Here is a 12,802-nt window from a genome sequence, read left to right on the forward strand (position 1 = left end):
GTCAGTCCTCCCTCACCAGCAGCGCGACGGGGTAGGTCGCGAGCACGTCGTCGAGCGCGAGCCCCTGCTCGTCGGCGGTCACGACGCGGTCGGAGACCACGTCGCGCCACGCGCCGGCCGGCAGCTCGAGCCGGGTGTCCTGCCAGCCGCCGCGTCCGGCGAGCCCGGCGGGCAGCCGCGTGGCCACGGTGACCGCGCCGCCGCGGTCGAAGGCGAGCACGTGGTCGGCCGCGGGGCCGCTCGCGCGCACCCCGTCGTACGACGAGAAGAGCTCGGGCCGCCCGCGGCGCAGGCCGAGGGCGCGGGCCGTGACGCGGAGCTTGGCCGCGCCGTGGTCGTCGACCGAGGCGGTCAGCGGCGGAGCCCCGGCGCCGTCGGCGGCGACCTCGGCGAGCAGCGCGACGCGGTCGTCGAAGTCGACGGGGCGCCGGTTGTCGGGGTCGACCAGCGACTGCTCCCACAGCTCGGAGCCCTGGTAGACGTCGGGCACGCCGGGCATGGTGATCGCCACGAGCTTGGCGGCCAGCGCGTTGCTCCAGCCCGGCCCGGTGACCTGCGCGAGCAGGCCGTCGAGCACGGCGCGGACCTCGGCGGAGTCGATCGCGGCGTCGACGGCGGCGTGGACCGCCGCCTCGTAGGCCTCGTCGGGCTCGGTCCAGGTGGTGCGGTCACCGGCCTCGCGCATCGCCTTCATCGCGTAGCCGTGGAGGCGCTCGCGCAGGTCGGCGGGCACCTCGCCGGTGACCCCGGCGCCGTCGGAGCTGGCCGGCCAGGCGCCCAGCACGGCCTGCCACAGCAGCGAGCCGAAGCCGGGGTCGGGGAGCGGCGCGAGGGCCAGCAGCCGCTCCAGCGCGGCGGCCCAGTCCTCGGGGCGCTCGGCGAGCACGGTGATGCGGGCGCGCACGTCCTCGCCGCGCTTGGTGTCGTGGGTCGACAGCGTGGTCATGGCGTGGGGCCACTCCCGCTGCCGCTCGGTCATCGCCTCGTGGAAGGCGGTGACGGGCAGGGCGAAGACGCTGGGGTCGCCGCCGACCTCGTTGAGGGAGGTCAGGCGCGACCAGCGGTAGAAGGCGCAGTCCTCGACGCCCTTGGCCATGACCATGCCGCTGGTCTGCTGGAAGCGGCGCGCCGGCGGGTGCCAGATGTCGCCGAGCACGGGGCGCAGCACGTCGAGGGTGCCGGCCAGGTCGGGGCGGTGCTCGCGGGCCAGCGCGAAGGCCTCGTCGAGGTGCTCGACGCCGTCGGGCAGGTAGGAGCGGTAGACGGGGAAGCAGGCCAGCAGCTCGGCCACGGCGTCGACGACCGCGGCCTCGGGGGCCTCGGTGGTGACCCGGCGCACCTCGCGGGTGATCCGGCGCACCTCGCTGCCGAGGATGCCGTCGGCGACCTCGCGCTTGGTGTCGTGGATCATCGCGGCCCAGTCGACCTCGTGGCCGCGCAGGCGGGTCTCGAGCGCGTCGAGCGGCGCCTGGCCGGCGGGGTCGGTGAGCACGCGGTCGAGGTGGCCCAGGGCGTCGTAGCCGGTGGTGCCGTCGGTGGCCCAGGAGTCGCTGAGCCGCTCGCCGGGCTCGAGGATCTTCTCGACGAGCACGTAGGCGCCGCCGGTGAGGTCGCGCAGGTCGTCGAGGTAGCGCTGGGGGTCGCGCAGGCCGTCGGGGTGGTCGACGCGCAGGCCGTCGACGAGGCCCTCGGTGAACCAGCGGCGGATCTCGCGGTGCGACTCGGCGAAGACCTCGGGGTCCTCCACCCGCAGCGCGGCGAGGGTGTTGACGGCGAAGAAGCGGCGGTAGTTGAGCCCGTCGTCGGCGGTGTGCCAGCTGACGAGTTCGTAGTGCTGCAGCGCTTGGACGGCCTGCGGGTCGTCGCCGCCCGGGGTGCCGGGGCCGGCCGTGCCGGGGGCCACGGGGTAGTGGTTGTCGTGGTAGAGCAGCTCGCCGCGGTCGGGGGAGAGGGTGAGGTGGCCGATGGGTCCGCCGTCGCCCTCGGGCAGGTCGTCGTCGCCGACGACCGGGATCCGGATGCGGCCGTCGCCGGCGGCCCAGTCGACGTCGAAGGCGGTGGCGTGCTCCGACTCGCGGCCGAGCTTGAGCACGTCCCACCACCACTGCTCGTCGGTGGGCGTGGCCACGCCGACGTGGTTGGGCACGATGTCGACGAGCACGCCCAGCCCGAGCCGGCGGGCCTCGGCCGACAGCGCGGCCAGGCCCTCGGCGCCGCCGCGGGACTCGTCCACGCGGTCGTGGGCGACCACGTCGTAGCCGTGGTCGCTGCCGGGCTCGGCGGCCAGCAGCGGCGAGAGGTAGACCCAGTCGACGCCGAGGTCGCGCAGGTACTCCAGCCGCCCCGCAGCGGTGTGCAGGTCGAAGTCCTCGGTGATCTGCAGGCGGTACGTCGACACCGGTCGCCGGGTGCCGCCGGCGGGGGTGGCCCCGGGTGCGGACCCGGGGGAGGTCCCGGCCATCAGACGCCCTCGGGACCGCCGGCGGCGGTCTGCTCGGTGGTGGTGGTCAGCGCCTTGACCGAGGCGGCCACGGAGCTGTCGGGCTCGGGCTCGACGTCGGCGTGCTGCTGGAGCACGACGACGCTGCGCCCGGTCAGCGGCAGGGTGGCGCCGGCGTCGAGGGACTGGCCCCGCTCGTGGCCGCCCGCGGTGTCGATGACGATGCTCCAGCGCTCGGCGTACTGAGCGGGGGGCAGGGTGACCTCGACGTCCTCCGCGCAGGGGTGGAAGTAGAGCAGGAAGTGGTCGTCGACGATGCGCTGGCCGCGGGCGTCGAGACCCGCGATGCCCTGGCCGTTGAGGTACATCCCGATCGCACGGCAGCCGCCCTCGGCGTCGCCGGCCTCCCAGTCGCCGTCGCCCATGGGGCGGCCCTCGGTGTGCAGCCACACGATGTCGTCGAGGCGCTCGCCGTCGTCGGAGCGCACCTCGTTGCCGGTGAAGAACCGCTTGCGGCGGAAGGTCGGGTGCTCGGCGCGCAGCCGCGCGACGGAGGCGGTGAACTCCACCAGCGGCTCGTCGAGACGGTCCCAGTGCATCCAGGCGATCTCGGAGTCCTGGGCGTAGGTGTTGTTGTTGCCGTCCTGGGTGCGGCCGGCCTCGTCGCCGTGCAGCAGCATCGGCACGCCCTGGGAGAGCAGCAGGGTGGTGAGGTAGTTGCGCTGGGTGCGGGCGCGCAGCTCGAGCACGGCCTCGTCGTCGGTGGGGCCCTCGACGCCGTGGTTCCACGAGCGGTTGTGGCTCTCGCCGTCGTTGTTGTCCTCGCCGTTGGCCTCGTTGTGCTTCTCGTTGTAGGAGACGAGGTCGCGCAGCGTGAAGCCGTCGTGGGCGGTGACGAAGTTGATGCTGGCGAAGGGGCGGCGACCCGAGTGCTCGTAGAGGTCGGAGGAGCCGGCCAGGCGGCTGGCGAAGTCGCCCAGGGAGGGCTCGCCGCGCCAGAAGTCGCGCACGACGTCGCGGTAGGCGCCGTTCCACTCCGACCACTGGGGCGGGAAGCCGCCGACCTGGTAGCCGCCGGGGCCGACGTCCCAGGGCTCGGCGATGAGCTTGACCTGGCTGACCACCGGGTCCTGCTGCACGAGCTCGAAGAAGGTGGCGAGGCGGTCGACCTCGTAGAACTCGCGGGCCAGGGTGGAGGCGAGGTCGAAGCGGAAGCCGTCGACGTGCATCTCGGTGACCCAGTAGCGCAGCGAGTCCATGATCAGCTGCAGCGAGTGGGGGTGGCGGACGTTGAGGCTGTTGCCGGTGCCCGTGTAGTCCATGTAGTAGCGCTGGTCGTCCTCGACCAGTCGGTAGTAGGCCTGGTTGTCGATGCCCTTGAAGCTCAGCGTGGGGCCGAGGTGGTTGCCCTCGGCGGTGTGGTTGTAGACGACGTCGAGGATGACCTCGATGCCCTCGGCGTGCATGGCCTTGACCATGGCCTTGAACTCCTGCACCTGCATCCCGCGGCCGTGCTCGTCGCGCGCGGCGGCGGCGTAGTCGGCGTGGGGGGCCAGGAAGGCCAGGGTGTTGTAGCCCCAGTAGTTGCGCAGGCCCTTCTCGAGCAGCGTGTTGTCCTGGATGAACTGGTGCACCGGCATCAGCTCGATCGCGGTCACCCCGAGCCGCTTGAGGTGGCTGGTGACCGAGGGGTGGGCCAGGCCGGCGTAGGTGCCGCGCAGCGCCTCGGGCACGTCGGGGTGCAGCTCGGTCAGGCCCTTGACGTGGGCCTCGTAGATGACCGTCTCGTTGTAGGGCACGTGCGGCTTGCGGTCGCCCTCCCAGTCGAAGAAGGGGTTGATGACGACGCCGAGCATCATGTGGGCGGCGGAGTCGTCGTCGTTGCGCGACTCCTCGTCGCCGAACTCGTAGGCGAAGAGGCTGGGGTCCCAGTCGATCTCGTGGGTGGTCGCCTTGGCGTAGGGGTCGAGCAGCAGCTTGTTGGGGTTGCAGCGCAGGCCCTGCTCGGGCGCCCAGGGGCCGTGCACGCGGTAGCCGTAGCGCTGGCCGGGCTGCACCTGCGGGAGGTAGCAGTGCCAGACGTGGGCGTCGACCTCGGTCAGCTCCAGGCGGGTCTCGGTGAAGTCCTCGCCGCTGCCCTCGAAGAGGCACAGCTCCACGCGCTCGGCGACCTCGCTGAAGAGGGCGAAGTTGGTGCCGCTCCCGTCGTAGGTCGCTCCGAGCGGGTAGGCGTGGCCGGGCCAGATCTCCATGGGTACTCCGTGCTGGTTCTCGAGGGTGCGGGTGGGGGTCCAACCTTGGATCGATCAAAGCACGACCGGCCGGCAGCAGGCCCACCCCTGAGGGGGGCAGGGCGTGATCCACCCCTCTCCCGGGGTGTCTTCACCCCTCGGTTACCCACCGGTAGCCTGGCGCCATGAAGCGCGCGATCTACGACGAGGACCACGAGGCGTTCCGGGCATCGGTGAAGGAGTTCGTCGACCGCTCCGTCACCCCGCACGCCGAGGAGCACCTGGAGGCCAAGGGCCTGCCCCGCGACTTCTGGCTCGAGGCCGGCAAGCAGGGCCTGCTCGGCCTCGAGGTGCCCGAGCAGTACGGCGGCATGGGCGCCGGCGACTACCGCTTCAACGCGGTGCTCACCGAGGAGCTGTCGAAGGTCAACGCCTCGCTGCCCTCCTGCGTGGGCATCCACTCCGACATCGTGGCGCCCTACCTCGTGGAGCTGACCACCGAGGAGCAGCGCCAGCGCTGGCTGCCGGGCGTGGCCAGCGGCGAGCTGCTCACGGCCATCGGCATGACCGAGCCCTCCGGCGGCTCCGACCTCGCCGCGCTCAAGACCACCGCGGTGCGCGACGGCGACCAGTGGGTGCTCAACGGCTCGAAGACCTTCATCACCAACGGCTACTCCGCCGACCTCGTCGTCGTGGCCGCCCGCACCTCCCCGGAGAAGAAGGCCAAGGGCATCACGCTCTTCGGCGTCTCCACCTCGCTGCCCGGCTTCTCGCGCGGGCGCAAGCTCGACAAGGTCGGCCAGCCCGAGTCCGACACCGCCGAGCTGTTCTTCGAGGACCTGCGCCTCACCGACGACGACGTCGTGGGCGAGCTCGACCAGGGCTTCATCCACATGATGCAGAACCTCCCGCAGGAGCGGCTCAACTGCGCGGTCTCCAACCTGGCCCACGCCAAGCAGATCCTCGCCGAGACCATCGTCTACGCCCAGGAGCGCAAGGCCTTCGGCCAGGGCATCGGCTCCTTCCAGCACAACAAGTTCCTGCTCGCCGAGCTGGTGACCCAGATCGACGTCACCCAGTCCTTCGTCGACGAGTGCGTGCTCGCCCACACCCGCGCCGAGCTGACCCCCATCGACGCCGCCAAGGCCAAGTGGTGGACCTCGCAGGTGCAGAACGACGTGCTCGACCACTGCGTGCAGCTGCACGGCGGCTACGGCTTCATGAACGAGTACCGCGTGGCCCGCGCCTGGAAGGACGCCCGCGTCTCGAAGATCTGGGCCGGCTCCAACGAGATCATGAAGGAGCTCATCGGCCGCGACCTCGGCCTCTGAGCGCCCCGGTGCGGCTCCGGCCGGCCCGTCGAGGGGGGGGCGGGCAGCCCAGCCTCGCCTTCCTTGTCGTGGGCGGCGGCCGGGGTCATGATCGGCGCGTGACCATCGACCTGGACCACGGCGCCGACGGGCTCCCCCTCGAGCCCGGCCCCCACGCCGACGAGCCGCACGTCGAGGGCCGCAACAACCGCCTCAACTGGCTGCGCGCCGGGGTGCTCGGGGCCAACGACGGCATCGTGTCGACCGCCGGCATCGTGATGGGCGTGGCCGGCGCGACCACCGACCGCACCGCGATCCTCGTGGCCGGCGTCGCCGGCCTGACCGCCGGCGCGCTCAGCATGGGCGCGGGGGAGTACGTCTCGGTCAGCACCCAGCGCGACGCCGAGGAGGCGCTGCTGGCCAAGGAGGAGCGCGAGCTGCGCGAGGACCCCGAGGACGAGCTGGCCGAGCTGGCGGGGCTCTACGTCGACAAGGGCCTCTCGCAGGACCTCGCGCTCCAGGTCGCTCGCCAGCTCACCGCGCACGACGCCCTCGGCGCGCACGCAGAGGCCGAGCTGGGCATCGACCCCGAGGACCTCACCAGCCCCTGGTCGGCGGCCTTCGCCTCGATGGTCGCCTTCACCCTGGGCGCGCTGCTCCCGCTGCTGACCATCACCCTCGTGCCGGCCTCGCTGCGGATCTGGGTCACCGTCGTCTCGGTCGCCCTCGCCCTGGCCCTCACCGGCTGGACCAGCGCCCGCCTCTCCGACGGCCCCCCGCAGCGCGCCCTGGCGCGCAACGTCGCCGGCGGCCTCTTCGCCATGGGCGTCACCTACCTCGTCGGCGCCCTGCTCGGCACCCGCATCGGCTGACCGAGCGCCGGGGCCCGGCCGGAAACCCCGTCGACCCCGCGGGCGGTCGGCTCCTAGCATCGCCGGGTGTCCCCGGCCCCGCTGCTCCTCCCCGTCGCGCCGACGCTGCCGACCTCGCCGGTCCCACCCGCCCGGTCGGCCGCCTCCGGGCACGGCGCGTGAGCGGGCGGGACCGCGGCGCGCGGCTGCGGCTCTTCGTCGCGCTCGTGCCGCCACCGGAGGCGCTCGAGCACCTCGACGCGTTCCTCGAGCCGCGCCGCGCGGCGGCACCCTTCCGCTGGAGCGCCGCCGAGCAGGTGCACCTCACGCTCGCCTTCTGCCCGGCCGCGCCCGAGCGCGTGCTCGACGACATGGTCGAGGCGCTGGCGCTCGCAGCGGCCCGCCGTACGCCGCTCCGCGCGCGGGTCGCCGGCGGCGGCGCCTTCCCCGACCCGCTGGCGGCGCGCGTGCTGTGGGCGGGCCTCGACCTCGACGACGACGCGCGTGCCGAGCTCGACCGGCTCGCCGCCGGGGTGCGGAGCGCGGCCTCGCACGTCGGCGCCGCGCCCGAGGGCCAGCGCTTCCGACCCCACCTGACCGTGGGCCGCCTCGGCGCGCCCGCCGGGGTGCTCGACTGGGTCCGGCTGCTCGACACCTACGCCGGCCCGGCGTGGACCGCCGACGAGGTCGCGCTGCTGTCGTCCCACCTCGGGGAGGGCCCGCGCGGGCGACCGCGCCACGAGGTGCTCGCGACACTGCCGCTGGGCGGCTGAGGCCGGCCCGACCACGCCCGCCGGTGCGGCGCGGGGGGCGCGCAAGGGGTGCCGGCGGGGCTACGTTGCCCGGGTGAGGATCGCCGTGGCCCGCGAGACCCGACCCGGGGAGACCCGGGTCGCCCTGGTGCCCGAGCTCGCGGGCGCGCTCACCGCGCTGGGCTACGACGTGGTGGTCGAGCCGGGCGCGGGTCTGGGCGCGCTGGCCGAGGACGCCGACTACGAGGCCGCCGGCGCCACGGTCGAGGACCGCGCCGTGGAGGACGCCGACGTGGTGGTCTCGGTGCAGCCGCTGGCGCGCGCCACCGCTCGACGCCTGGCCAGCGGCTCGACCACGGTGTCGTTTCTGCCCGCGGCCCAGGAGCTCGACCTGGTCGCCGACCTGCGCGACCTGCGGATCAGCAGCTTCGCGATGGAGCTGGTGCCGCGGATCTCACGGGCCCAGTCGATGGACGCCCTGAGCTCGCAGTCGCTGGTCGCGGGCTACCGCTGCGCCGTGGTCGCCGCCGGGCTGCTGCGGCGCTTCCTGCCGCTGAACATGACCGCCGCCGGCACGGTCGAGCCCGCCCAGGTCGTCGTGCTCGGCGCGGGCGTGGCCGGCCTGCAGGCCATCGCCACCGCCAAGCGGCTCGGCGCGGTGGTGCGGGCCTACGACGTGCGTCCCTCCTCCGCGGAGGAGATCGCCTCGATGGGCGCCCGCGCCATCGACCTCGACCTCCCGCCGCTCGAGGGCATCGGCGGCTACGCGCGCGAGATGGACGAGGAGCGGGCGCGGCTGCAGCGCGAGCTCCTGGCGCCCCACGTCGCCGCCGCCGACGCGCTCATCACGACCGCCGCCGTGCCCGGCCGCACCGCCCCGCTGCTGGTGACCCGCGCGATGGTCGAGGCCATGGCGCCCGGCTCCGTGGTCGTCGACCTGGCCGCCGACTCCGGCGGCAACGTCGAGGGCTCGGTGCCCGGCGAGCTGGTGCGCGTCGGCGCCGCCCAGGTCTGGGGCGGGCGCAACGTGCCGGCCCAGATGCCCCAGCCGGCCTCGCGCCTCTACGCCCAGAACGTCGTCAACCTGGTGGCCCTGATGACCCGCCCACCCACCGCCGACGCGCCCGCGGCCCTCGCCCCCGACCTCGCCGACGAGGTGCTCGACGCCGCCTGCGTCACCCACGATGGCGTGGTGCGCCACGGTCCCACCCGCGCCCTGCTCGAGGGCCCGTCCGACGGCCCACCCGTCGGCCCGTCCACCGGCCCGTCCACCGGCCCGTCCACCGGCCCGTCCACCGGAGGAGCACCGTGACCGACGACCCGATCGTGTGGCTGACCGTCTTCGTGCTCAGCGTCTTCGTCGGCATCGAGGTCGTCGGCAAGGTCTCCTCGACCCTGCACACCCCGCTGATGTCGGGCGCCAACGCCATCCACGGCGTCATCCTGCTGGGCGCGGTGCTCGTCACCGGCACCGCCGAGAGCACCCTGGGCCTCGTCGTGGGCCTGGTCGCGGTGGTGCTGGCCACCGTCAACATGGTCGGCGGCTTCGTGGTCACCGACCGCATGCTGCAGATGTTCGTGCGCCGCCGTCCCGGTCCGGGGTCGCAGGCGCCGGACGCCCCCCGGCGCGGGGGCCGGGCGTGAGCACCGCGGCCGAGCTGGTCTACCTGCTCTGCGCGGTCGGCTTCATCCTCGCCCTCAAGGGTCTCTCGGGGCCGCGTACGGCGCGCGCCGGCAACCTGGTCGGCGCCGCGGCGGCCGTGGTGGCGGTGGCGGTGCCCTTCGTCGACTCCGGGGTGCCCGGCGGCCTCGACCACGTGCCGCTCATCCTGGCCGCGGTCGCGCTCGGCTCCGTGGTGGGCGTGGTCGGGGCCCGGCGGGTGCAGATGACCCAGATGCCGCAGATGGTGGCCCTCTTCAACGGCGTCGGCGGCGGCGCTGCCGCCCTGGTGGCGCTGCTGGAGCTCGACCACCAGGCCGCCCTGGCGGCCACCGCCCCCGGGTCGACGGGGTGGTTCGACGTCGCCGCCACCGTCTTCACCGTCGTGGTCGGCTCGGTCTCGCTGGCCGGCTCCGTGGTCACCTTCGCCAAGCTCCAGGAGCTGATGACCTCCCGCCCCGTGCTCTTCCGCGGCCTCCCGGTGGTCTTCGCGGTCGGGCTGGTCGCCGCCGTGGTGCTCGCCGTGCTGTGCGTGCGCGACCCCTCGGTCGGCCTCGGGATCGGCCTGGGCGTGCTCGGGCTCGCGCTCGGCGTGCTGCTGGTGCTGCCGGTCGGCGGGGCCGACGTACCGATCGTGATCTCGCTGCTCAACGCCTTCACCGGCCTGAGCGTCGCCGCCGGCGGCTACGTGCTGGCCAACACCACCCTGCTGGTGGCCGGCACCCTCGTCGGGGCCTCCGGCACCTTCCTCACCCTGCTCATGGCCCGCGCGATGGGCCGCTCCACCGCCCACGTGCTCTTCGGCGCCCTGCGCGGCGGCTCCACCCTCGGCGCGGGCGAGGCCTCCGACCGGCCCGTGCGCAGCGCCGGGCCCGCCGACGTCGCGATCCTGCTGGCCTACGCCGAGCGCGTCATCGTCGTGCCCGGCTACGGCCTCGCCGTCGCGCAGGCCCAGCACACCCTGCGCGAGCTCGTCGACGTGCTCGGCGCGCGCGGCACCCGCGTCGACTACGCCATCCACCCCGTCGCGGGGCGCATGCCGGGCCACATGAACGTGCTGCTCGCCGAGGCCCAGGTGCCCTACGAGCAGCTGGTCGAGATGGACGACATCAACGCCGACTTCCGCGAGACCGACGTCGTGCTCGTCGTCGGCGCCAACGACGTGGTCAACCCCGCCGCCCGCACCACCCCGTCGGCGCCGATCTACGGCATGCCGATCCTCGACGTCGACCAGGCCCGCCAGGTCGTCTTCCTCAAGCGCTCGATGCGCCCCGGCTTCGCCGGCATCGAGAACGACCTGCTCCACGAGCCGACCACCACGCTGCTCTTCGGCGACGCCAAGGACTCCCTCACCAGGCTGCTCGCCGCTCTCAAGGCGCTCTGAGCGCTTCCACATCGCGAGACGTCGGGCGCGGTCGGGGAAGAGACCGCGCGGTCCACCTGTTGAAGGACACATGACCAACACACCGGAGAAGATCGTCTACACCGCCCGCGCCTCCGTCACCGGCGGCCGCCAGGGCCGCGCCACCTCCGAGGACGGCGTGCTCGACCTCTCGCTGACCGCCCCCAAGGAGACCGGCGGGCCCGGCACCGGCACCAACCCCGAGCAGCTCTTCGCCGTCGGCTACGGCGCCTGCTTCCAGGGCGCGCTGACCATGGTCGCCAAGGCCCACGGCGTCGACGCCTCGGGCTCGCAGCTCGAGATCGCCGTCGGCTTCGGCCCCGAGGGCGACTCCTACGCCATCACCGCCGACATCGAGGTGACCATCCCCGGCGTCGACGACGCCAAGGCCCAGGAGCTGGTCGAGGCCGCCCACCAGGTGTGCCCCTACTCCAAGGCCACCCGCGGCAACGTGCCCGTCACCGTCGTCGGCAAGGGCGCCTGACCCTCGCACCGGATCCACTCCCGCCCTCGGGCGGGACCTCGCACGAGCCGTCGCCCTCCGGGGTGGCGGCTCGTGCCGTCTCCCGGTGGTGGCCGGTGGTGCCTGGTGGCGGGCGGTGCCGGCTGACGGGTGGCGCCCGGTGGCGCCGTCAGCCGTGCGCCGCCCCGGGCGCTCGGCTCAGTGGGCCACGCCGTACAGCCGGTCGCCGGCGTCGCCGAGCCCGGGCACGATGTAGCCGTTCTCGTCGAGGCGCTCGTCCATCGCGGCGGTGACGACGGTGACCGGCACGCCGATGTCCTCGAGCTCCTGCTCCAGGCGCGCGCAGCCCTCGGGGGCGGCCAGCAGGCAGATCGCGGTGATGTGGTCGGCGCCGCGGTCGGTGAGGAAGCGGATGGCCGCGGCGAGCGTGCCGCCGGTGGCCAGCATCGGGTCGAGCACGTAGCACTGGCGCCCCGAGAGGTCCTCGGGCAGGCGCTCGGCGTAGGTGGAGGCCTCGAGGGTCTCCTCGTTGCGCACCATGCCCAGGAAGCCGACCTCGGCCGTCGGCAGCAGCCGCATCATGCCGTCGAGCATGCCGAGACCGGCGCGCAGGATCGGCACCACGAGCGGCTTGGGGGAGGCCAGACGCACCCCGGTGGCGGCCGAGACGGGCGTGCGGATCTCGACGGTCGCGACACGCACGTCGCGGGTGGCCTCGTAGGCCAGCAGCGTCACCAGCTCGTCGGCCAGGGCGCGGAAGGTCGGGGAGTCGGTGCGCTCGTCGCGCAGCGTGGTGAGCTTGTGGGTGACGAGCGGGTGGTCCACGACGTGGGTGCGCATGCGCGAAACCCTAGGGCACGCCGACGGCGCCGGCTCAGCCGTCGGTCAAGCCCGTCGCGCAGGGGTGGCCCCGGCCACCCCGGTCTGTCACGCTGGGGTCGGGCCACCTCCGGCGACCCGCACCACTCCAGCCACCACCCGGTCATCCCTCGGGCACCACCCGGGCGCCGACCGGGGCCACGGACGCAGCGGACGGGAGAGCACCGTGAGCGAGCAGATCGACGCGGTCGACTTCGCGGTGGCGGCCTACCGCGAGCAGGGCCGCTGGAGCGTCCAGGAGATCACCCACCACCACCTCGACGACGTCGAGACCCTGGCCGAGGCGCTGCGCCGCCTGCCCGGCGAGGGTGGCGCGCTCGGCATGGTGGCCGTCGACGAGGACTGGTTCCTGCTGCTCCGGGTCGCCGGCACGTCGGTGCGCCTGCTGCTCTCCGACGTCACCGCCGCCGACGACTGGGACCTCGCCGACTCCGCGCTGGAGCACCTCGGCCTGCCCGACCTCGGCGACGACGACGAGCAGGTGCCCGCCGGCGACCTCGGCCTGCTCGCCGACCTCGGCATGCACGAGCTCGACCTGGGGGTGCTGCTCGACGACGTCGACCTCTACCCCGACGAGATCCTCTCCGACGTCGCCCGCCGCCTCGGCTTCGGCGAGCTCTTCGACGACGTCGTCGGCATGGTCGACGTCTGACCCACCCCGGCGTACGCCGCCCCGCGCCCGCGCCGCACTCTCCTCGTGCCGCCCCGCGCCCGCGCTGCCCGGTGCCCGCGCCGACCCGAGCACGAGCCGCCCCGAGCACGAGCCGCCCCGGGAACGAGCCGGTGCGCGACGCCCACGCGTCCGCGCCTGGTC

11 protein-coding genes are annotated in these 12,802 nt (G+C 74.1%); 8 read left to right on the forward strand and 3 right to left on the reverse strand.

The window, feature by feature from the left end; all coding sequences use genetic code 11:
• Position 1 precedes the first annotated feature (1 nt).
• Both treY and glgX read right to left on the reverse strand, forming a co-directional pair.
• On the reverse strand, positions 2-2,398 hold the full coding sequence (treY, locus tag ASF50_RS00665; RefSeq protein ID WP_235557506.1) for a malto-oligosyltrehalose synthase: 2,397 nt from the start codon (positions 2,396-2,398) through the stop codon (positions 2-4).
• A gap of 62 nt (positions 2,399-2,460) precedes the next feature.
• Positions 2,461-4,692, reverse strand: coding sequence for a glycogen debranching protein GlgX (gene glgX / locus ASF50_RS00670; RefSeq protein ID WP_056903170.1), 2,232 nt, complete (start codon positions 4,690-4,692; stop codon positions 2,461-2,463).
• Positions 4,693-4,856: 164 nt separating this feature from the next.
• Between glgX and ASF50_RS00675 the strand changes: the two genes are divergently transcribed.
• From ASF50_RS00675 to ASF50_RS00705, 7 genes are all read left to right on the forward strand, one after another.
• Positions 4,857-6,002 (forward strand): acyl-CoA dehydrogenase family protein, encoded by a 1,146-nt coding sequence (locus ASF50_RS00675; RefSeq protein ID WP_056903171.1) that lies wholly within the window; start codon positions 4,857-4,859, stop codon positions 6,000-6,002.
• Between the two features lie 98 nt (positions 6,003-6,100).
• Complete coding sequence (locus ASF50_RS00680) at positions 6,101-6,853, forward strand: VIT family protein (RefSeq protein WP_082502611.1); 753 nt, start codon at positions 6,101-6,103, stop codon at positions 6,851-6,853.
• Between the two features lie 158 nt (positions 6,854-7,011).
• On the forward strand, positions 7,012-7,605 hold the full coding sequence (gene thpR / locus ASF50_RS00685; RefSeq protein ID WP_235557507.1) for an RNA 2',3'-cyclic phosphodiesterase: 594 nt from the start codon (positions 7,012-7,014) through the stop codon (positions 7,603-7,605).
• A 73-nt stretch (positions 7,606-7,678) separates the two neighbouring features.
• The gene (locus tag ASF50_RS00690) at positions 7,679-8,896 is read left to right on the forward strand and encodes an NAD(P) transhydrogenase subunit alpha (protein WP_082502612.1); all 1,218 of its coding nucleotides are present in this window, start codon (positions 7,679-7,681) and stop codon (positions 8,894-8,896) included.
• Complete coding sequence (locus ASF50_RS00695; RefSeq protein ID WP_056863120.1) at positions 8,893-9,228, forward strand: NAD(P) transhydrogenase subunit alpha; 336 nt, start codon at positions 8,893-8,895, stop codon at positions 9,226-9,228. Before ASF50_RS00690 ends, ASF50_RS00695 begins: the two co-directional genes overlap by 4 nt.
• Positions 9,225-10,628 (forward strand): NAD(P)(+) transhydrogenase (Re/Si-specific) subunit beta, encoded by a 1,404-nt coding sequence (locus ASF50_RS00700; protein WP_056903172.1) that lies wholly within the window; start codon positions 9,225-9,227, stop codon positions 10,626-10,628. Before ASF50_RS00695 ends, ASF50_RS00700 begins: the two co-directional genes overlap by 4 nt.
• A 70-nt stretch (positions 10,629-10,698) precedes the next feature.
• On the forward strand, positions 10,699-11,130 hold the full coding sequence (locus tag ASF50_RS00705; RefSeq protein WP_056903173.1) for an organic hydroperoxide resistance protein: 432 nt from the start codon (positions 10,699-10,701) through the stop codon (positions 11,128-11,130).
• A 177-nt stretch (positions 11,131-11,307) separates the two neighbouring features.
• Here ASF50_RS00705 and upp read toward each other — a convergent pair whose 3' ends face one another.
• On the reverse strand, positions 11,308-11,949 hold the full coding sequence (gene upp / locus ASF50_RS00710; RefSeq protein ID WP_056903174.1) for a uracil phosphoribosyltransferase: 642 nt from the start codon (positions 11,947-11,949) through the stop codon (positions 11,308-11,310).
• Between the two features lie 205 nt (positions 11,950-12,154).
• On the opposite strand from upp, the gene ASF50_RS00715 reads away from it, so the two are divergent.
• Entirely contained in the window at positions 12,155-12,640 is a 486-nt protein-coding gene (locus ASF50_RS00715; RefSeq protein WP_056903175.1) for a tRNA adenosine deaminase-associated protein, read from the forward strand.
• Positions 12,641-12,802: the final 162 nt, after the last annotated feature.

This window comes from Nocardioides sp. Leaf307 (assembly GCF_001423135.1).
GTDB lineage: Bacteria > Actinomycetota > Actinomycetes > Propionibacteriales > Nocardioidaceae > Nocardioides > Nocardioides kribbensis.

Bases quoted from the DNA above. Each gene is read 5' to 3' on its own strand.
- upp (WP_056903174.1), bottom strand. From the start codon at position 11,949: ATGCGCACCCACGTCGTGGACCACCCGCTCGTCACCCACAAGCTCACC.
- ASF50_RS00675 (WP_056903171.1), top strand. From the start codon at position 4,857: ATGAAGCGCGCGATCTACGACGAGGACCACGAGGCGTTCCGGGCATCG.
- ASF50_RS00705 (WP_056903173.1), top strand. From the start codon at position 10,699: ATGACCAACACACCGGAGAAGATCGTCTACACCGCCCGCGCCTCCGTC.
- glgX (WP_056903170.1), bottom strand. From the start codon at position 4,692: ATGGAGATCTGGCCCGGCCACGCCTACCCGCTCGGAGCGACCTACGAC.